The sequence below is a fragment of the Paenibacillus polymyxa genome, from assembly GCF_001719045.1.
Lineage (GTDB): Bacteria > Bacillota > Bacilli > Paenibacillales > Paenibacillaceae > Paenibacillus > Paenibacillus polymyxa_B.
This window is the reverse complement of the sequence record NZ_CP015423.1, coordinates 1,867,751-1,886,980: the sequence shown is the minus strand read 5'-3', so window position 1 is coordinate 1,886,980 and position 19,230 is coordinate 1,867,751. Positions and strand designations below refer to the sequence as shown.

The window sequence follows — 19,230 nt, the reverse complement described above, 5'->3', positions numbered from 1 at the left end:
CTGTGCTAGAATCATTTTTGTAAACGTTTACTACAAAGGAGGAACTTATAATGGCTTATTTCGAACAGGTTTCTAAAATTAACTTTGAGGGCAAGCAATCCGACAATCCTTTTGCGTTCAAATTTTATAATCCACAGGAAATTGTAGCGGGAAAAACGATGGAGGAGCATTTGCGTTTTAGCATGGCCTATTGGCATACACTGGTTGCAGGCGGCTCCGATCCTTTTGGTGTAGAAACAGCGGAACGTCCATGGTCCAAGTTTACCGGGCTGGATTTGGCGAAGGCACGTGTGGAGGCTGCCTTTGAGCTGCTAGATAAGCTGAATTTACCTTATTTTGCTTTCCATGATGTGGATATTGCACCAGAAGGCGCGTCATTGAAGGAATTTTACAGCAATCTGGATACCATCGTGGATCTAATTGAGGAACATATGAAAGCTACAGGGAAAAAACTGCTGTGGAACACGGCAAACATGTTTAGCCATCCACGTTATTTGCATGGGGCTGCTTCGACTTGCAATGCAGATGTATACGCACACGCAGCTGCTCAGATTAAAAAAGGACTGGAAGTGGGCAAACGTCTGGGCGCAGATAACTATGTTTTCTGGGGAGGGCGTGAAGGCTACGAAACACTGCTGAACACGGATTTGAAGCTGGAGCAGGACAATTTGGGACGTATGTTCCATATGGCCGTAGACTATGCGCGTGAAATTGGCTTTGACGCCCAGTTCCTGATTGAGCCAAAACCGAAGGAGCCAACGAAGCATCAGTATGATTTTGATGCGGCGACGACGATTGCCTTCCTGCAAAAATATGATCTGGATCAGCATTTCAAGCTTAATCTTGAAGCTAATCATGCAACTTTGGCGGGTCATACTTTTGATCATGAAGTACGTGTAGCACGGATTAACGGCATGCTGGGATCACTGGATGCAAATCAGGGAGATTTGCTGCTGGGCTGGGATACGGACGAATTCCCGGTTGATCTGTATGATGCCACACTAACCATGTATGAAGTGCTGCAAAATGAAGGCTTGGGCCGTGGCGGTATCAACTTTGATGCCAAGGTGCGCAGAGCATCATTTGAGCCGGAAGACTTGTTCCTTGCGCACATCGCAGGTATGGATACGTATGCGAAGGGGTTGAAGGTAGCTGCCAAACTGATCGAGGATCGTGTGTTTGAAGACTTTATTGAGAAGCGCTACAGCAGCTTTAAGGAAGGTATTGGAGCAGACATCGTATCTGGAAAAGCAACGCTTGCTTCTCTGGCTGAATATGCTCTGGCGAACGAAGCACCACGTAAAAACGTATCCGGTCGTCAGGAATATCTGAAAGCAACATTAAATCAATACATTTTGGCTGACTAATACCAGGACTTATATATGAAACAACGGCTGCACGATGACAAGGAAGGAGGAACTCCAATGCAGGAGAAGCTAAATCAGGAGCAGGAACGCTATGTCATTGGCGTAGATTTGGGTACCAGCGCGGTCAAAACGGTGCTGGTTAACCGCAAGGGGCAGGTGGCTTATGAAACCTCTCAGTCTTATCCGCTCCATCAGCCGAAGGCAGGGCATAGTGAACAGCACCCTGAGGACTGGGTCAGTGGCACGTTAGCATCACTGAAACAGCTTGCGGAGAAGGCCGGAATCGGCGGCACAGATGCCGTAGACGGTATTAGCTTTTCGGGACAGATGCATGGGCTTGTGCTGACTGACAAGGAAGGCCAAGTGCTTCGTCCGGCTATTCTGTGGAATGACACGCGTACAACAGCACAATGCCGTCGTATTGAAGAAAAGCTCGGATCGGAACTGCTGAACATCGCACGTAATCGCGCGCTGGAAGGCTTCACGCTACCCAAGCTGCTGTGGGTGCAGGAGCATGAGCCAGATGTGCTGGCCCGTGCGGCACATTTTATGCTGCCCAAGGATTATGTGCGCTACTGTCTGACAGGAGAGCTGGCGACGGAGTATTCGGATGCGGCGGGCACGCTGCTGCTGGATATTGCGAACAAGCAGTGGAGCGAAGAGATTGCTGCCGCGTTTGACCTACCGTTGTCGCTGTTCCCGCCGCTGGTGGAATCCTTTGATCAGACGGGTACACTGTTACCGGAGATTGCGGAGCAGAGCGGACTTTCGCCTGAAACGAAGGTCTTTGCAGGTGGTGCGGACAATGCATGTGGCGCGATTGGCGCTGGCATTTTGAGCGAAGGCCGCACCCTGTGCAGCATCGGCACCTCAGGGGTTGTACTTTCCTATGAGGAACGCAAGGATATTGATGTGCAGGGGCGGGCGCATTTTTTTAATCATAGTGAGCAGGATGCTTATTATATTATGGGGGTTACGCTCGCGGCCGGATACAGCTTGACCTGGTTTAAGGATACCTTTGCACCAGAGCATTCTTTTGATGCACTGTTGGCAGATGTGAACTCTATTGAGCCGGGCAGCCAAGGGCTGCTGTTCACGCCTTATATCGTCGGCGAACGTACACCTCATCCAGATGCAACCATTCGAGGAAGCTTTATCGGGATGGATGCGGGGCATAAGCTTGCTCATTTTACACGAGCGGTGCTGGAGGGAATTACGTTTTCGCTCAAGGAATCCATTGATATTCTCAGAGGAACGGGCAAAACGGTGAATGAAGTGATTTCCATCGGCGGCGGTGCGCGTAATGAGGCATGGCTGCAAATGCAGGCAGATATTTTTAACGCGGATATCATCAAGCTGGAAAGCGAGCAGGGGCCTGCCTTGGGGGCGGCCATGCTGGCTGCTTATGGTAGCGGCTGGTTTGAATCTCTGCAAGCGTGCGCTGAAGCTTTTCTGCGTGAAGCAGCGAGATATTCCCCGAACCCGGAACGTGTGGCACAGTATGAAGGCCTATACGAGCTGTACCGTGAAGTTTACTTGCACACGCGTGAGCTAAGTGAGCATTTGGCAGTATATCGCTGAATACGGTGAGCTTTAAGTGTAAATAAGAAGCGGCTTCGGGTGGAAGAACCCCCGGAACCGCTTTTTTCATGTGATGATGAGCATGAATTAAATACTTTTCTTGATTTTCGCATGATCTTCATTCATAGAACTTACGGCACAGCCAGGACATGACTTGCTCGACGAACACCCCGCACAGGCGCCTTGACGGCTTTTTCGCAAAAATCGTACCAGCACCCATGCACTATAACCGAGGATCGCCAATAAAATCATGATATTGATCATGGAATTCACTTCCTTTTATTTACTATAGGGCCTGACTTAACCCCAACCTAATAATCTGCCACATTGATAGATCAAAACGGCGATGATATATGCGACGGTCAAAGGATAGATCACAGAAAATGCGGTCCAACGCCACGAAAGGGTTTCTTTTCGAATGACCGCTACTGTAGCCAGACACGGAACATACAGCAGAATGAACACCATAAAGCTAAAAGAGGCAAGCGGTGTAAAGGCCTGTCTGACTTGTAGTTCAAGTCCCTGCATATCGGGAACGTGGTAAATAATATTCATCGTTGATACGACAACTTCCTTGGCCATAAAGCCTGTGAGCAGGGAAGCTCCTGCTTGCCAGGTGCCAAAACCGAGAGGGGCCAGTAATGGAGCGAACCAACCCCCAACGGTGGCAAGCAGGCTGTCATTCATTTCTGCCCCGAAGCCCTGCGGACCGAAATTGGACAAGAGCCAGATGCCAACGGAACCTGCAAGAATAATGGTTCCGGCTTTACGGACGAAGCCTTTGACCTTCTCCCATGTGCTGCGGAATAGTGTAAGAGCCTGCGGCACTCGATAGGGAGGAAGTTCCACGATGAAGAGGGAGGGCTCACCCGACAAAATGGATACTTTGGAAAAAATTTTGGCAAGTATAAGTGAAACGATGATTCCTAACACATACATCAGCATGATAATGCTTGCCGCATGTGTTGGGAAAAACACACCCGCAAACAACGCATATACCGGCAGGCGGGCTGAACACGACATAAAGGGCACCAGCAACGTGGTAATGAGACGTTCTCTGGGCTGTTCAATGGTGCGTGCCGCCATAATCGCAGGGACATTGCAGCCAAATCCGATGATGAAGGGAATGAAGCTTTTCCCGTTCAAGCCAACGGCTTGCATCAGGCGATCCATGAGTATCGTGACCCGTGCCATATAACCAGAGTCTTCGATCACTGAAATTATCAGAAATAAAATAGCAATTTGAGGCAGAAATACAAGCACACCCCCGACTCCAGCCACGATGCCGTCCACGACTAGACTTTGCGTAAAAGCAGACGCGTTCAAGTGAACGAGTAACTCAGAAATCCAAGTGCTGAGTGTCCCTGAAAAAAATCCATCCAGCATATCTGAAAGGATCGTCCCCGCCCAATCGAAGGTGAACTTGAAGGTAGCGTACATCAGCAGCAAAAAGATCGGAATCCCCAGATACCGGTGAGTTAATAGTGCATCCAGCCTATCCGTCAGGCTGTGCGGTCTGAGTTTGGAGGTGTCGAGTGCCTTGGTGCACAGATCAGCAATCCATGCTGTTCGTACAGAACGAATATGCTGAGCAGGGGTGATGGCATGGCCTTCACCGAGAAGTTCTTCCTCGCAACGGTGGATGCGTGCAGTTACTTGTTCACGCTGTACCTCATTCGTCATCCATTCCATGACGACAGGATTGCCTTCCAGACATTGCAGTGCGGCCCACCGCAGTTGCGGCACAGGTGCATTTGGCAGCAAGTTGCAAATATCGGTAATAGCAGCTTCAACGGCAGGGCCGTAGTCCAATTGAAAAGCATTGGATGTACGTCTTACCTCCCGAAGAGAAGCGAGCATTTGCTTACTTCCACTGCCTGTACGCGCCACCATAGGAATGATGGGAACGTTCAATTGATCGGCTAACAATTCCTTGTTTACACGAAGACCCGTGGCATCGGCTACGTCAGTCATGTTTAAGCCAAGTACAAGCGGACGGCCATACTCCAGTAGTTGTACGGTTAGATAGAGATTACGCTGGAGCTGGGAGGCATCCACAATGTTAATCAGGGCCGTAGGAGGTTCTTCCAGCAAATATCGAGTTGCGACACCTTCATCCAGCGAAAGAGGGAGTAAAGAGTAGGCGCCCGGCAAATCCACCAATACGGCAGACTTGTCACGCAGGATGCCTGTTTTCTTTTCCACTGTGACGCCGGACCAGTTTCCTACTTCTGCATACGTACGAGTCAGCTTGTTAAATAATGAGGTTTTTCCTGTGTTGGGATTACCGAATAGAGCGATCATGTCCATGTTGGAACAACCTCCAGTTGCTTCACCTGATTTTGGCGAAGGCCGACCAGCTGGCCGTTGCATTCAATGACAATAGGACCGCCCAATAAACTGATTTTTTTTAACCGTATGATGGAACCTTCGTTAATGCCCATGTCTGTTAAGCGGCGGCGCAATGAGGGATGAAGAGGGGCGAGAGATTGCAAACGCACAGTCTGACCCAGTGGCGTACGAAGGAGTGAGATACATTCTGGCATAGTGCTCAGCCTTTCTGATCTAGAATGAGAATCAATATCATTTACTTCCGATGCCAGTACCATATCATGAGGAAATCTAGATTGCTGTGATAAAACTCTCTACGAACGACATGTTTGCTCATTATCCGATCTGTTATATAGCCGAGTATGATGTCACAACCTGTCTTGAACTGCACCCTTACTCGTCTGCAACCGACAAAACTAGAGCGTTTGGGGCAACTGTTTTTATGGTAAGATATAGCTGTTTACAACTATGCTAAGAAGGGCAGGAACGCTCTGTATGAACAGAAAAATCGGGGTTAGGCTTGTAAAATGTCTGGTTGCGGGTGCAGCGCTGGCTGTGTTGCTGCCGCAGGCTGTGGAGTGGGGCAGCAATGTGTATGCGACGTCGGTTAAGCCGGCTCCATCCGTATCATCGCAGCAGCTTCAGAACAAGCTTTTACAGGCAATGGCTACGCGGAGTGAAACGCTGACCTTTACATATCAAGGGCGAGTGAACGGTCTCAAGCAGCAATTACAGACGGCCATCCAACAGGCCATGGAGAGCGATCCGTATGTGAATTATACGATCAAAAGCTACGCATTCAGCTATACAGGAACAACGACCTCCGCTCAGGTTACGATTCGTTTAAGCTACCGGGAGACGAAGGAACAGACAGCATATGTGGATAGCACAGTTAAAGCGGTGCTGGGGGATATTATGACGAAGGGAATGACGGATCATGAGAAGGTAAAGGCCATTCATGATTGGATCGTCGTTCGCCTGAAGTATGATGAAGCACAGCAAAAGTACACAGCCTATGATGGCCTGAAAACGGGAAGCACGGTCTGTCAGGGTTATTCACTGCTGGCCTATAAAATGCTGGAACGTGCAGGCATTACGAACCGGATTGTGGAAGGAAGAGCAGGGGGTCAGCTGCATGCATGGAATCTGGTTTTATTAGATGGTCGATGGTATCACATGGATACGACATGGGATGATCCAACCCCGGATCGCGCGAACGAGGTAAGCACTTCATATTATCTGCTGACGGATACCGAAATGCGGCGGGATCATTCATGGGTTAAGCCGTATCCTCAGGCGAATACATTGTATCGGGAAACCTTATCAGCACTAGTAACTGCCGGAGGATCAAAGGCTGCTGTGTATCAAAAACTGTACAATACCCTCGAATATCCGCTGCAAGACGGCAAGGGTCTGGTTAAATCATCTGCCGACATTAAGGAACAGGTACGTAAGATTGTAAATAAGGGAGGGACGACACTTACCTTTGCCTATCAGGGAACGGAGCGAAGTCTCAAGGAGGATTTACAATCCTTATATCAACTCGGTTTGAAATCCATTTCCTATCAGATTACGGATCTAGGAAGTACCGGCAATCTTCGTGTAACCCTGAAATGGACCTAATCATCTTGCTGTAAAAAGCTACATTAACAAAGGAGTATTTTATTTATATGCACAAGCGTTCCTTTACCTATTTGCTTGGCACGCAGACCATGTCTAATGCGGCCGACATTCTTTACATTATGGCACTTGTGTCTCTGGTTTTTCATGAAACGGACTCCATCTTCTCTTCGGTGCTCGTTCCGTTGCTGCGAATGGGAGCACAGATGATCAGCGGCTTTTTAGCACCGCTCATTTTGGCCCGATTCCAGCTTCCTTTTATTTTATTCGTTTCTCAGTTCGGACAACTGGTTTTCTTCGCTGTTCTGCTGGGCCACTTGTGGTCAGCGGGTACGGAGCCGATATGGGTGATTGTGTTTACGTTGGTGACAGCCATGTCCTTTCTGGATGGATGGACCACGCCTGCGCGTAATGCACTGATTCCTCGCCTTGCGTCTGGGGAAGGACTCATGCGGGCAAACAGTCTGGTGTCGGTCAGCGATCAGACGGTGCAATTAGCGGGGTGGGGGCTTAGTGGGGTGCTCGTAGCCATGCTAGGCTCGGAAAAAACACTGCTAGTGGCTGGTGGACTCTATATGGTAGCAATGATCTTCACCAGCTTGATCCGAGATCCACTAGAGGGCAAAGCCCATTATTTGCTGCAACCTGGAACAAGGGTGCGAGGTGGAGATGTTTCGGTTTCCGAAACTGGTACTGAGCCCGGGCAAGGGCATCATGACTTGCCCCCTTCACAGCTGGAAGATACACTGTATGGCCCGGAATCAGAGAGCCCTGCACTACCTCCCAAACGTAAAAAGGAAATACTTCGTGAAGGCTGGAGCCTTATCGGAGCCAGTCGCAGACTGAAAGCTCTTATTTTTATGGATATGATTGACCTTCTAGGGGGTTCGGTTTGGGTAGGCGCGTTCACGCTTGCTTTCGCCCAGCAGGTTTTGCACAAGAGCGAGGCATGGTGGGGATACATCAATGCAGCGTATTTTGCAGGAGCGATTGGCGGCGGCATCGTTGTCCTCGCCTGCGTCAAGCATTTGCAGCGCAGGCTGCTGCCCGCCATGTTAGCGGGGATGGCAGGCTACGGGCTGCTGACAGCATGGTACGCACTGAACACATTACCGCCGCTGACGCTGCTTATCGTGTTGTTGATGGGACTACCTGCGGAAATGTCTGTCGTATCCCGCCGCACGATGATGCAGATGAGTGTGTCTGTACATGATTTGCCCAAGGTGCTGTCTGCCCAGGCCACACTGACAAGTTTGACCTTTTGTATTTCGCTCCTGTTAATGGGCTGGATTGCAGATCATCTGGGCATCGTTAATTTGTACTTGTTTTCTGCAGTGCTGACGCTGATTGCTGTTATATACGGTGTTTTTAGTCGTCGTGCCTTATCCATGTCTTTGTCAGCTTCATTGGAACCTTCCTCCAAATAAACAGAAAAAGCCCGTCTCCGGGCATATACAGGTGAAAATGCGGATAAATGGTCTTGGACCAGGCTTACCAGCGTGTTTTCCCTGATATGTGGAGACGGGCTTTTTTTACTGTTTTCTATTATTTATCCGAAGAAGCATCTGGACTCAAATCACATTCTTTTAACGGAACGATTTTAGTACGTTTGATCCATTTGTAGCCGAGCCACAGCAGAAGGAACAGCGGCACACTCATATACGTAGCGATCATCGTTTTCCAGTCAATCTCCTGTCCGGTGAAGGCATCCGCCCCTTGCCCGATAATGACAATGATACACAGAGCGAAGGCAAACAACGGCCCAAACGGGAACCAGCGGGCTTTGTATGGAAGCTCACTCAGACTGTGGCCCTGTGCAGTAAAGGCACGGCGGAAACGATAATGGCTGACTGCAATCCCGACCCACGTAATAAATCCGCACATTCCAGAAGCATTCAGCAGCCAGTTATAGACTACACCGTCTCCATACAGGGAGGCGAGAAAGGCTAGCATACCGACAGCGGTCGTGATCAGCAGTGCATTCATAGGAATGCCACGTCTATTGATACGTCCGAGGAAACGCGGGGCTTTACCTTCCCGTGCCAAAGCGTATAGTACCCGAGTTGCCGCGTACATACCCGAGTTACCTGCCGACAATACGGAAGTCAAAATAACGGCGTTCATAACAGAAGCAGCAATCGCAAGCCCTGCTTTTTCAAATACGAGCGTGAACGGGCTGACACCGATGTCACTGATATCTCCCCGCAGCAGATTTGGATTGGTGTACGGAATGATCAACCCAATCACGAGAATCGCGAGAATATAAAAGAACAGGATGCGCCAAAAGATTTGACGGATGGCGCGCGGCACATTTTCACGCGGATTTTCGCTCTCTCCAGCGGCTACCCCAATCAGCTCCGTTCCCTGAAAGGAAAATCCCGCTGCCATGAATACGCCCAATACAGCAAAGAATCCGCCATGGAACGGGGCGTCTCCTACCGTGAAGTTGGCAAAGCCAACCGCAGGGCCACCCATAATACCGAAGATCATCAGCACACCTACGGTCAAAAAGATGACCACGGTCACAATTTTAATCATGGCGAACCAGTATTCAGACTCACCGTAGCCTTTGACTGTCAATGCGTTCAACGCGAAGATTACGGCTAGGAATAACAGACTCCACCAGGCAGAGTGGCTTTCCGGGAACCAATATTTGATGAGCACGGTCGCTGCTGCTAATTCGGCAGCAATCGTCACCGCCCAGTTGTACCAGAAGTTCCAGCCCATGGCGAAACCAAAAGCCGGATCGACGAAGCGACCTGCATAGGTGTTAAAAGAGCCGGATTCAGGCATAAATGTAGCCAACTCACCGAGGCTGGTCATAAGGAAGTAGACCATGAGGCCAACTGCTGCATAAGCCAGCAGCGCACCGCCGGGTCCAGCTTCGGCAACCGCGCCTCCACTGGCGAGGAACAGGCCCGTACCGATAGAGCCGCCGAGGGCGATCATCGTCATATGGCGGGCTTTGAGACTTTTACGCAAGGTTGCGTCAGGTGTTGCTTTGTGTTGCACGTTCAAACACTCCTTCATGAAATTGTATTTCATGTCAGGGCAAGAGCCAGAAGGAGGGGGAGTATATAAATCAAAAAACCGCAGGGAATACGCCTGCGGTTTTGTCTATGCATTCCGCACCATACCTTCTTCCATAACAAGATAGCTCAACACACGTGTCTGTGTTAGGACAGCGTGTGACAGTTCTGCTCCTTTCGGTTAGCAGCCCCAGCATTCGGAGTATTTACAAAGAGTCAGCTCCGCATACTTCGGCGGGTGTACCTTTCCACTGGAATCTCAGACGGCTCTTATCGTCTCCTCCGGTGTACTGATTACATCCGCGACCTCTACCTCATCATAAAACAGGGTTGATGAGGTGTATGACATGATATTTTATTGTATAGCGAACTACAGTATATCGTACCTGTACATCTTCTGACAATCGACAATTTTTTGAAAATCACCTGTAGAATCTTAAATTAAGAGTTCCGCTTGGCCATCTGCTGCCAAACTGTGCCCGCGGCTTGTTCGCCTGATTCGATGCGTTCCAGCGCCATTTTAGCCTGCAGACTAACCTCGAATTCGGGATCATCGACAGCCTTCTCCAGCGCATCACGTGCATCCTCGGTTCCAACCTCGTATAAAAAACGTGCCGCCCGCCAGCGCACCAACTTGCTGCTATCCGACAGGGCTCCGATCATTGCGCTGGTAGCGACCGGGTCGCCGATGTCCGACAACGTGTCGCCTGCGGTGCGGCGTACTGCCGCTGAAGGATCGCGCAGCGCCTCGGCTAGCAGATCCATCGCCTCCGGTGAGCGAATATCGCCCAGATAGACGACGCCCAGCCGCCGCAGCTGCATTTTGTCGTCATGCAGCGCTTGCCGGATAAGCGGCAAATGCTCGGGCGTCGGTTCCAGCCGATCCAGCGCAGCGTAGCGTGTGCGCCAATCCTCGTGCTGCAGGGCCTTCTCCAGCTCGGCATCGCTCCACTCGCGGCGTTCCTCTACGAATTCGCTGTTGTTTGCGCCGTGGGCAATCGCCTGTTGGATAATCTGCTCCAGCCGCTCTTGCGGAAAGGCTGCCTCCAATTCCTGCTCGACCTCGCGTGCAATGTCCGGCAGTTCACCATAGCGGACGCCGTAATCACTCAGCTTGCGTTCCTTGATCAGCGTTGCACTCGCTACACGGGTAACGGCCTGCACGAAGCGGTCGGACAAGGAAATTCGTTCCTCCTGCTGCCCCGCCTTGACTCGAATTTGCATAGGAATGCCGCGAAAAAATTGCACAAAGACCTGTGCTTCGCCAAATGCTTCTCCAGAGGTTTCCTCTGGCAAATCCCAATTGGCGTCAGCGCCTTCCTCGCCTAGCTGATCCCGGACTTGACCCAGAATGGTAGACCAATCTGCATTCCCTTTGCGGTCAAGGGCTACAAAGTCGGTCGTGTGAAACACGCTTTTGACCCCTTCAATGCCCAGCATGCGCCGGATAAATGGGGGAGCGGAACGCTCATTGTCCCGTGTATATGTTCTGCGGATACCCGCTTCCAGTCGCTCATCCAGATGCAGCATCATGGTGTTCGGACTGGGAGTAGGCTCGATAGATGTTATTTTCATAGCTCAGTACAGCCTCCTGTTCAAAAGTTCTCCATATATAGCTTATCTGTATTGTAACTCATTCTGCGAATGTCTCCAAAGATAAGTTCGCGTATACAGGAAAAACACAATGACATATCTCACACTAATTCAGGTAAACACTAAAAAGAAATACTGCTACATTCAATGCAGAAGCAGGGTTAAAACTCGATAGAATGAACCAAACTGTGAATAGGTTACCAAAATGCGCCAATAGATAAGTGAAGGAGGCGTTCCTATGTTCCGCAAGCAGGAAAGAACGCTCATTATTGTATGTATAGTAATTGCGGCCATCATGCTATATGCCGTAATTAAAAGCATAGCTCGCTTGACTCCTTAGTTGGTAATCCAGAGTGATCTGCGATGTTTAAAATGTGAAATGAAGGAGTGAAACCCATTTGTCTTCACTGGACCCTGTATTGCTAAGCCGGATGCTGACCGGAATTACCCTGTTTGTTCATATCGTATTTGCATCCATCGGCGTCGGCGTACCCTTAATGATTGCACTAGCAGAATGGCGCGGGCTGCGAACTGGTGATCCGCATTATACACTGCTGGCCCGACGGTGGGCGCGAGGGTTTGTCATTACCGTTGCCGTGGGTGTCGTTACAGGCACCTCCATTGGTCTGCAACTCAGCTTGCTTTGGCCCACCTTTATGCGGGTGGCTGGACAAGCGATTGCGCTGCCTCTATTTTTGGAGACGTTTGCTTTTTTCATTGAAGCTATATTCCTGGGCATCTACTTGTATACCTGGGATCGGTTTAAAAGCAAATATTTTCACCTGATGCTGCTCATCCCGGTAGCGATTGCCTCGTCTGCCTCAGCGGTTTTTATTACAACTGTGAACTCGTTCATGAACCAACCTCAAGGCTTTACACTCAAAAATGGAGTCATGACAAATATTCATCCCATCGAGGCTATGCTAAATCCGGCTACGCCGACCAAAGTGTCCCATGTATTGGCTTCCTCGTATACATTGAGCGCTGGTGTGCTGATGGGGCTGGCTGCTTACAGCATGCTGCGAGGGCGTAATCACCCTTATTTTAAAAAGGCGCTGAAGCTGACTGCTACCTGTACCATTGTGTTTGCCATCAGCACCGTGATGATTGGAGACGCATCCGGTAAATTTCTGGCCAAATATCAGCCGGAGAAGCTGGCCGCCGCCGAATGGCATTTTGATACGATGACACACGCGCCCTTCGTATATGGCGGATACATGGATAAGAACGGTGAAATCAAGTATGCGCTGAAAGTGCCTTATGCACTTAGTGTGTTGGCTGGTAATTTGCCCAGTACGGAGGTTAAGGGATTAAATGACTATCCGGTGGAGGAGCGTCCGCCGCTGTCTATTCATTATATGTTTGACCTCAAGATCACCACAGGAGTGCTGATTCTCGTCATCCCACTGCTGTATCTGATCCGCAAGCGTTTGCCAGGTCGCAAACCGTACCCCAGATGGCTGCTGTTGGCGCTCATTCTGGTGGGGCCGATGGCGATGGTAGCTATTGAGCTCGGATGGATGTTTGCGGAGGTCGGTAGACAGCCGTGGATTTTACGCGGATATATGAAGGTCTCCGAAGCAGCAACCACTTCTACGAGTGTCGGGTGGATGCTGGTGTTGTTTGTTATTTTGTATCTGGTGTTGTGTTTCTCGGCCATTAAGGTACTCAGCAAGCTATTCCGCAATAAGGATGCGGTGGAAGAGATAAGGCAGCTGGGCCTGGAAGGGGCTGAAGGCAAGTGAGCTATGAAATTGTAGGTATCGCCATTTTGTGGACGTTCCTGTTCGGATATTTGCTTGTGGCATCCATTGATTTTGGTGCAGGGTTTTTCAGCTTTTACAGTGTGTTAACAGGCCACCAGAACAAAATCCACAATATCATTCAACGGTATCTATCCCCGGTGTGGGAGGTAACAAACGTATTTCTCATCTTTTTTGTGGTGGGATTAAACGGGTTCTTCCCGGATGCAGCATATTACTATGGTACGGCGTTACTCGTTCCCGGCAGTATTGCGATTGTGCTTCTTGCCATCCGGGGAGTGTATTATGCATACAATACGTATGGGCATTCCGGTAAAAATAATATCGTCTACATGGCGTTGTACGGTGCGACAGGGTTGCTGATTCCGGCGGCACTGTCCACAGTTCTCGCTATTTCGGAGGGCGGCATTATTATAGAAAACAGTACAGGTGTACACCTGCAATGGGGTCAGCTATTAAGTAATCCCTACACGTGGGCGGTTATTATTCTGGCGCTGGTGAGCGTGCTGTATATCTCGGCGATGTTTTTGGCCTATTATGCCAAAAGGGCGGGAGACAAGGTCGCTTTTGAAATTGTACGGGGATATGCGCTGCTTTGGAGCGGTCCAACGATTGTTGCGAGTCTGCTCGCATTTTTTCAGATTAACAAACAAAATCCAGATCATTTTACCAATATGCTGAACATAGCCTGGATGTTTGTTGCATCCTTCATATGCTTTGCGGGAGCAGTTTATCTGGTATGGCAGCGGCGGCATCTGGGGGTATCATTCATATTGGTGATGCTGCAATTTGCATTTGCCTGGTATGGCTACGGCCGCTCGCATCTCCCGTATGTTCTGTATCCCTACATTAATGTCTACGACAGCTTTACAAATTCTACGATGGCGTATGCGTTGATTACGGCGTTTGTTGCGGGTTTGCTAGTGCTGATCCCTTCGCTGATTCTGATATTAAGATTGTTTCTATTCGATGCAAAATATGTGCGCGGACATGAAGGGAAGAAAGGGTGAGTTAGAGTGGCTGCTTTCGAGCATTTTACGATTATGTACGAGTCACCTATCATTATTGTCGTGGCGATAGCGTTTTTGTTTATTTATTCGGCACGCTTTAAAAATCCACAGGACTGACAACTACAGGTAGAACAGGCCTTCCTGATTGATACGGGAGGTCTGTTTTTGCTGTATTATCGCAGAATTTCCTTTACAGACGTGATTGAATTATACTTTACATATATCAGGATGTTGCATCATTTTATGTTCACACTCGAGTGACAATATATAGTTAAATTGAACCGCTGTGTTTTTTGGAGAACGGGTTCATCAGGGAGGGAGCTGCATCATGCCCAAAGTACGTTTTAACAATATGGATCATGTAAATACCGATAAAACAATCAAGCAATTCAGACAATGGCGGCAGGAGCGACGCAGCAAAATAAAGGATTATACGTTCGTTGTGCCAAACCATCCCCCGGAGCTGGAATTTCTGCATAGCAATCGGGAGATGGCGACAGCCACCTGGGTGGGACATTCCACCTTTTTCATCCAGTATCTTGGGCTGAATATCGTCACCGATCCGGTATGGGCAGAGCGTATGGCTTTTGATAAAAGGTTGGCTCCGCCCGGCATTCGTATTCAGGATGTACCACCACTGGACATCATTCTGCTGTCTCATTCCCATTATGATCATTTACATTTAGAATCGTTGCGGAAATTATATCGTGCAGATACGTTGATGCTTGTCCCCTCGGGGTTAAAGGCGAAAATGATCCGCAAAGGTTTTCGTAACTGTCATGAGCTGCAATGGTGGGAGCATTTTACGGTAGGAGGGGTACGATTTACGTTTGTTCCAGCCCAGCATTGGACACGACGCACGCCGTTTGATACCAATACTTCGCATTGGGGTGGATACGTTCTGCAAAGTGAACAGCAGGTGATTGGCTCTGCCACGTCCGTCACGGAATCCAATCCTCATTCTAGTGCAGACTCAGAGGATGCACCAACGTTGTATTTTGTGGGAGACACCGGATATTTTCGTGGGTTTAAGGAGATTGGCGAGCGCTTTGCCATTGATCTGACCTTTATGCCGATTGGCGCGTACGAACCGGAATGGTTCATGACCTCGCAGCACGTGACACCGGAGGAGGCATTGCAAGGGTTTGTAGATTGTGGCGCAGATCAGATGATTCCGATGCACTACGGAGCCTTCAAGCTGGCGGATGATACGCCAAGAGAGGCGCTGGACCGGCTCGAAGCGGAGCGTGAGCGTATGGGTATTGCGAAGGAACGCATTCATGTTCTTGGGCACGGAGAGACGCTGAAAATTGGACGTCGCTGCTCAACTACAATCTGAGGAATTCGACATAATCCTTATATAAGAGGATTTTGCAAAAATCCAATAAGCGACTTCCAATGAATAAGATATAGATCGAAATGTTTTAGTTCGTCTATATCTTGTACTTCGGAGCGACTGGAATCAAATTTTGCAAAATCCTGATAAAAAAAGCGGCTCGGCGGACAATTAATTTTGCCTGCCGAGCCGCTTTTTTTGGTTTTTAGCTATAATGCAGGATTAAACTGCTTCGGAATCACTTGCCAAAGAGGAATCGCTGTTGGCGATGGGATGACGAACGATTTTAACTTCATAGAACGTGATTTTATTTTCAATAATATAGTCCGGAATTTGACGATGGCTATGGGATTCGCGGAATGCTTTGCTTTTCGTCCAGCCTTGGAAGTTCTCTTTTTCTTTCCAGCGTGTACTGATGGTTACTTCCTCATAATCTTTCGTGTTTTCAGTCAGCAGTACTTCCAGACCGAGAAAGCCCTCCATTTTTTCAACTTTTCCTTCTTTGTTAAATCTTTCGATGAGTAAATGTGCATTGCCCGGTGTGATTTTAGATGTATTTGTAACGATAACCATATTAAATTCCTCCTGAATGATGTGGTATGGTCGGTATAATAACCGGATAGCCATCCTCAAATTTGATGGTAGCGTTCATTTCATAAATGTCGCGAAGAAAAGCAGACGTCAAAATCTCACGGGGTTCGCCGGCAACGGCGATTCGTCCCTTTTTAAGTGCAATCATATGATGACAATAGGCCGCAGCTTGCTGCAAATCATGCAGTACCATAACAATCGTCAAGCCGGACTCGTGATTGATACGCCGCAGCATATCCATAACTTCAAATTGGTGGGCGATATCCAGAAAAGTGGTCGGTTCATCGAGCAAAAGAATACCTGTTTGTTGGGCCAAAGCCATTGCAATTCGCGCTTTTTGTTGTTCACCTCCTGATAGAGTATGGAACATTCGATCTGCATAGGGCTGGATGCCCGTGATCTTCATGACATGGTCCACGATTTGCTGGTCCTGTCCGGTATGGCGTACCCTCAAGCCTTTGGCATGAGGAGATCTCCCGTAAGCGACCAGCTCGCGGACCGTCAATAACGGCAGCATATCCTTCATTTGCGGCAGCATTGTAATCGTCTGGGCAAAATCACGCCGCTTGTACTCCTGCACGGGTTTGCCCAGCACGGAAACCTGACCCTGATCCTGCTTGAGCAACCGGGTCATAATCCGCAAAAGCGTGGACTTGCCTGAACCGTTCGGTCCGACGATCGCGGTGAGCTGACCAGCAGGCAAGGTGATATTCACATCGTCCAGCTGGAAATACCCACGTTGTAAGGAGATATGCTCACTCTGAATGGCTGTCATCCGAAACTCCCCCGTTTCTTGAGCAGGATTAAGAAGAACGGTGCCCCGATGACGGCTAACAAAATACCTACAGGCAGTTCAATCGGGTCAAACCAAGATCGTGCCACCGTATCTGCTAGGACAACCAGCGTTCCACCGCCTACCATGGAAAGGGGGAGGAGGAAACGATAATCTTCCCCGATTAGCAGCCGTATGACATGGGGAACGACCAGTCCTACAAAGCCGATTAGCCCAGCTACACTGACCGCTGTACCGGCGAGCAGGGCAGACAGCAGGATAATGAGCATACGTTGAAGCTCTACTCGCTGACCAAGCAGCTGTGCTGAATCGTCGCCCAGCAGCAGTAAATTAGCAGGTTTAATTGCAAAGAAAGAGGCGATTAATCCAATGATGGCGTAAGGCGCCATAAACTCTAGATGATGCCAGCTTCTTCCGTTTAATCCGCCGGATAGCCAAGGAAGAACGGCCTGTACGCGGTCGCTGTACATGACCATTACGCCGTTAGTGAGTGCGCCCAGCAGCGCGTTGATCGCAACGCCAGCGAGCACAATTTTGACAGGCGATGCCCCTCGGTCCCAAGCCAGCAGATAAATGACGATTGCGCTCAGGAAGGCTCCCAAAAAGGCGGTTATCGGAAGAAGGTAGCTGAGCTGTGGAAGCATCACCATCGTAATGACGGCGGCAAGTCCACCTCCAGCCGATACACCAATAATGCCAGGGTCAGCCAATGGATTTTTCATCACACCTTGAAGAAGTGCTCCAGAAGCTGCAAGACAAGCTCCCACCAGTAAACCTACTAATACTCTAGGTAGCCGGAGATCTATCAGGATCGTGCGATAGGTAGATTCATCATTATGTAGCAAAACATGATAGATTTCTTGAAGTGGAATCGACACCGAACCGTAGGCCAGACCGTACACAGAGACGGCCAGCAGTAGAATCGGAAGGGTAATCCAGGCGATGGTGCGTCTTCTGGCGCGCTGTAGTTTGTTCATCTCCATCGCCTATTTCGCCGGATACAGCTTTTGATGCATCAAATCCAGCGCTTTAGTGACACGTGTGCCCGGATTCGTACCGAACAGATCTGAAGGTAAAACCTCGACCTGATTGTTTTTGACTGCTCGGATTCCGTTCCAAGCTGCATTTTCCTGCATTTCTTTTATAAATGCGGCTTTAACATCTTCCGTATTGCCATGGGTCATGATGAAGATGTAGTCAGGGTCAGCCTCGATGATGCGTTCTGTGTTCAGCTGCGCATATTGCGGGAAATTTTGCAGGCCCGGAAAATCAGCGGCGATGTTCGAGCCACCCGCAGCTTCCAGTATGTTTCCACTTAGTGAATTTGGCAGTGCCGCCATATACGTAGCCGGGGCTCCGTAGACCAGCAACACCTTCGGTTTGGAGGCAGAAGCGGTTTCCTTTTGCAGCTTAGCTACTTGTTGGTCAATTTGCTGATTTAGCTTCACGGCCTGAGCCTGCTTTTGCAGTAATTGTCCGAACAGCGTAATTTGCGACTGAATATCGTGAACTGAATTGGCTCCCGTCAGCAGCAGCTGTGAACCGACTCCTTCAATGGCTGGAATGTCTTTTTCATTCATAGGATAATTGCCTAGCACGACATCCGGTTTGAGCATCGTAATTTTCTCCAGATCAACTTCGTGAGTGGAGCCTATTTGCTGAACGTTTTCAGCAGCAGGTACGACGGAGGGTCCATTGGAGTTGGGCCTGCCCACGGCTGTCCCGCCCAATGCGTAAATAATATCCAGATCGCCATTGCTGAGCGCAACGATATGTTGAGGGACCTTTTGAAAGGCCAACATCCGTTTTGAGAAATCAGTAACTTGAATCGTCGCGCCACTTGTCGTGCTTGAAGCGGTAGATACGGAAGCACTGGCTGGTTTGTGATCTGCGGTCGAGGTACCATTACTGCATCCGGTAACTGTCAATAAAAGCGCTGCGGATGACCACAACACATAAGATTTCATGTTATTCCTCCTGCAATTTTCAAGTTAAACAATAATGATAATCATTTTCATTTATGTATAAGAGAATGATAATGAATATCACTGAGGATTGTCAATTGAAAAAGGTAAATTTTTAAATAAATTTTGAATTAAAAATAAAAGAGAGTAATTCGAATTATAGAAGAAGGAACTACAAATTTTTCTTAAAAAATAGCATATATCAAGGGATTATGTACATGCAAATACATATTGACATTTTCGAAAAGTGTA

At 49.0% G+C, this 19,230-nt stretch carries 17 protein-coding genes and 1 riboswitch; of the genes, 8 read left to right on the top strand and 9 right to left on the bottom strand.

Translation table 11 applies throughout. The features are described from left to right. Positions 1-50 precede the first annotated feature (50 nt). Positions 51-1,367 carry a xylose isomerase gene (gene xylA, locus AOU00_RS08585; RefSeq protein ID WP_061828897.1) on the top strand — a complete coding sequence of 439 codons (1,317 nt, stop codon included), beginning with the start codon at positions 51-53 and terminating at the stop codon, positions 1,365-1,367. A 57-nt stretch (positions 1,368-1,424) separates the two neighbouring features. After that, positions 1,425-2,948 carry a xylulokinase gene (xylB, locus tag AOU00_RS08580; protein WP_069290399.1) on the top strand — a complete coding sequence of 508 codons (1,524 nt, stop codon included), beginning with the start codon at positions 1,425-1,427 and terminating at the stop codon, positions 2,946-2,948. Between the two features lie 87 nt (positions 2,949-3,035). On the opposite strand, the gene AOU00_RS25735 is transcribed toward xylB, so the two are convergent. The 3 genes from AOU00_RS25735 to AOU00_RS08570 are packed head-to-tail and all read right to left on the bottom strand — an operon-like array spanning position 3,036 to position 5,494. Continuing rightward, on the bottom strand, positions 3,036-3,212 hold the full coding sequence (locus AOU00_RS25735) for a FeoB-associated Cys-rich membrane protein (protein ID WP_081330694.1): 177 nt from the start codon (positions 3,210-3,212) through the stop codon (positions 3,036-3,038). A 36-nt stretch (positions 3,213-3,248) separates the two neighbouring features. After that, positions 3,249-5,258 carry a ferrous iron transport protein B gene (gene feoB / locus AOU00_RS08575; protein WP_069290398.1) on the bottom strand — a complete coding sequence of 670 codons (2,010 nt, stop codon included), beginning with the start codon at positions 5,256-5,258 and terminating at the stop codon, positions 3,249-3,251. Further along, entirely contained in the window at positions 5,249-5,494 is a 246-nt protein-coding gene (locus AOU00_RS08570; RefSeq protein WP_016820309.1) for a FeoA family protein, read from the bottom strand. Before AOU00_RS08570 ends, feoB begins: the two co-directional genes overlap by 10 nt. A 280-nt stretch (positions 5,495-5,774) precedes the next feature. On the opposite strand from AOU00_RS08570, the gene AOU00_RS08565 reads away from it, so the two are divergent. Both AOU00_RS08565 and AOU00_RS08560 read left to right on the top strand, forming a co-directional pair. After that, complete coding sequence (locus AOU00_RS08565; RefSeq protein WP_069290397.1) at positions 5,775-6,902, top strand: transglutaminase domain-containing protein; 1,128 nt, start codon at positions 5,775-5,777, stop codon at positions 6,900-6,902. Positions 6,903-6,949: 47 nt separating this feature from the next. Beyond that, positions 6,950-8,326, top strand: coding sequence for an MFS transporter (locus AOU00_RS08560; RefSeq protein ID WP_069290396.1), 1,377 nt, complete (start codon positions 6,950-6,952; stop codon positions 8,324-8,326). A 118-nt stretch (positions 8,327-8,444) separates the two neighbouring features. Here AOU00_RS08560 and AOU00_RS08555 read toward each other — a convergent pair whose 3' ends face one another. Both AOU00_RS08555 and AOU00_RS08550 read right to left on the bottom strand, forming a co-directional pair. Next, the gene (locus AOU00_RS08555) at positions 8,445-9,911 is read right to left on the bottom strand and encodes an amino acid permease (protein WP_069290395.1); all 1,467 of its coding nucleotides are present in this window, start codon (positions 9,909-9,911) and stop codon (positions 8,445-8,447) included. A gap of 134 nt (positions 9,912-10,045) precedes the next feature. Beyond that, a riboswitch (Lysine riboswitch) is annotated at positions 10,046-10,248 on the bottom strand. 121 nt (positions 10,249-10,369) lie between these two features. Beyond that, entirely contained in the window at positions 10,370-11,503 is a 1,134-nt protein-coding gene (locus AOU00_RS08550) for a virulence factor (RefSeq protein WP_069290394.1), read from the bottom strand. A 416-nt stretch (positions 11,504-11,919) separates the two neighbouring features. On the opposite strand from AOU00_RS08550, the gene AOU00_RS08545 reads away from it, so the two are divergent. The 4 genes from AOU00_RS08545 (at position 11,920) to AOU00_RS08535 (ending at position 15,633) form a co-directional block, all read left to right on the top strand. Further along, positions 11,920-13,266 (top strand): cytochrome ubiquinol oxidase subunit I, encoded by a 1,347-nt coding sequence (locus tag AOU00_RS08545; protein ID WP_061831486.1) that lies wholly within the window; start codon positions 11,920-11,922, stop codon positions 13,264-13,266. After that, a complete protein-coding gene (locus AOU00_RS08540; protein ID WP_069290393.1) occupies positions 13,263-14,294 on the top strand; it encodes a cytochrome d ubiquinol oxidase subunit II in 1,032 nt (343 codons plus the stop codon). The genes AOU00_RS08545 and AOU00_RS08540 overlap by 4 nt, the downstream gene beginning before the upstream one ends. Positions 14,295-14,300: 6 nt before the next feature. Beyond that, positions 14,301-14,411: a cytochrome bd oxidase small subunit CydS family protein gene (gene cydS, locus AOU00_RS27690; protein WP_414126406.1), complete on the top strand. Its 111-nt coding sequence runs from the start codon at positions 14,301-14,303 to the stop codon at positions 14,409-14,411. A 211-nt stretch (positions 14,412-14,622) separates the two neighbouring features. Next, on the top strand, positions 14,623-15,633 hold the full coding sequence (locus AOU00_RS08535; protein ID WP_025718701.1) for an MBL fold metallo-hydrolase: 1,011 nt from the start codon (positions 14,623-14,625) through the stop codon (positions 15,631-15,633). Positions 15,634-15,852: 219 nt separating this feature from the next. Here the strand turns inward: AOU00_RS08535 and isdG are convergent, their stop codons facing one another. From isdG to AOU00_RS08515, 4 genes are read right to left on the bottom strand one after another with little or no spacing between them, the layout of a single operon-like run. Continuing rightward, complete coding sequence (gene isdG, locus AOU00_RS08530; protein ID WP_069290392.1) at positions 15,853-16,203, bottom strand: heme oxygenase; 351 nt, start codon at positions 16,201-16,203, stop codon at positions 15,853-15,855. 1 nt (position 16,204) lies between these two features. After that, positions 16,205-16,996: an ABC transporter ATP-binding protein gene (locus tag AOU00_RS08525; protein WP_061831482.1), complete on the bottom strand. Its 792-nt coding sequence runs from the start codon at positions 16,994-16,996 to the stop codon at positions 16,205-16,207. Beyond that, positions 16,993-17,991 carry a FecCD family ABC transporter permease gene (locus tag AOU00_RS08520; protein WP_172828278.1) on the bottom strand — a complete coding sequence of 333 codons (999 nt, stop codon included), beginning with the start codon at positions 17,989-17,991 and terminating at the stop codon, positions 16,993-16,995. Before AOU00_RS08520 ends, AOU00_RS08525 begins: the two co-directional genes overlap by 4 nt. A 9-nt stretch (positions 17,992-18,000) precedes the next feature. Beyond that, positions 18,001-18,981: an ABC transporter substrate-binding protein gene (locus AOU00_RS08515; protein WP_069290390.1), complete on the bottom strand. Its 981-nt coding sequence runs from the start codon at positions 18,979-18,981 to the stop codon at positions 18,001-18,003. Between the last annotated feature and the right edge of the window lie 249 nt (positions 18,982-19,230).

What these genes read in the sequence shown, in the direction of transcription:
- xylA (WP_061828897.1), top strand. Translation starts at nt 51, where the DNA reads ATGGCTTATTTCGAACAGGTTTCTAAAATTAACTTTGAGGGCAAGCAA.
- xylB (WP_069290399.1), top strand. Translation starts at nt 1,425, where the DNA reads ATGCAGGAGAAGCTAAATCAGGAGCAGGAACGCTATGTCATTGGCGTA.
- AOU00_RS25735 (WP_081330694.1), bottom strand. Translation starts at nt 3,212, where the DNA reads ATGATCAATATCATGATTTTATTGGCGATCCTCGGTTATAGTGCATGG.
- feoB (WP_069290398.1), bottom strand. Translation starts at nt 5,258, where the DNA reads ATGGACATGATCGCTCTATTCGGTAATCCCAACACAGGAAAAACCTCA.
- AOU00_RS08570 (WP_016820309.1), bottom strand. Translation starts at nt 5,494, where the DNA reads ATGCCAGAATGTATCTCACTCCTTCGTACGCCACTGGGTCAGACTGTG.
- AOU00_RS08565 (WP_069290397.1), top strand. Translation starts at nt 5,775, where the DNA reads ATGAACAGAAAAATCGGGGTTAGGCTTGTAAAATGTCTGGTTGCGGGT.
- AOU00_RS08560 (WP_069290396.1), top strand. Translation starts at nt 6,950, where the DNA reads ATGCACAAGCGTTCCTTTACCTATTTGCTTGGCACGCAGACCATGTCT.
- AOU00_RS08550 (WP_069290394.1), bottom strand. Translation starts at nt 11,503, where the DNA reads ATGAAAATAACATCTATCGAGCCTACTCCCAGTCCGAACACCATGATG.
- AOU00_RS08535 (WP_025718701.1), top strand. Translation starts at nt 14,623, where the DNA reads ATGCCCAAAGTACGTTTTAACAATATGGATCATGTAAATACCGATAAA.
- isdG (WP_069290392.1), bottom strand. Translation starts at nt 16,203, where the DNA reads ATGGTTATCGTTACAAATACATCTAAAATCACACCGGGCAATGCACAT.
- AOU00_RS08525 (WP_061831482.1), bottom strand. Translation starts at nt 16,996, where the DNA reads ATGACAGCCATTCAGAGTGAGCATATCTCCTTACAACGTGGGTATTTC.
- AOU00_RS08520 (WP_172828278.1), bottom strand. Translation starts at nt 17,991, where the DNA reads ATGAACAAACTACAGCGCGCCAGAAGACGCACCATCGCCTGGATTACC.
- AOU00_RS08515 (WP_069290390.1), bottom strand. Translation starts at nt 18,981, where the DNA reads ATGAAATCTTATGTGTTGTGGTCATCCGCAGCGCTTTTATTGACAGTT.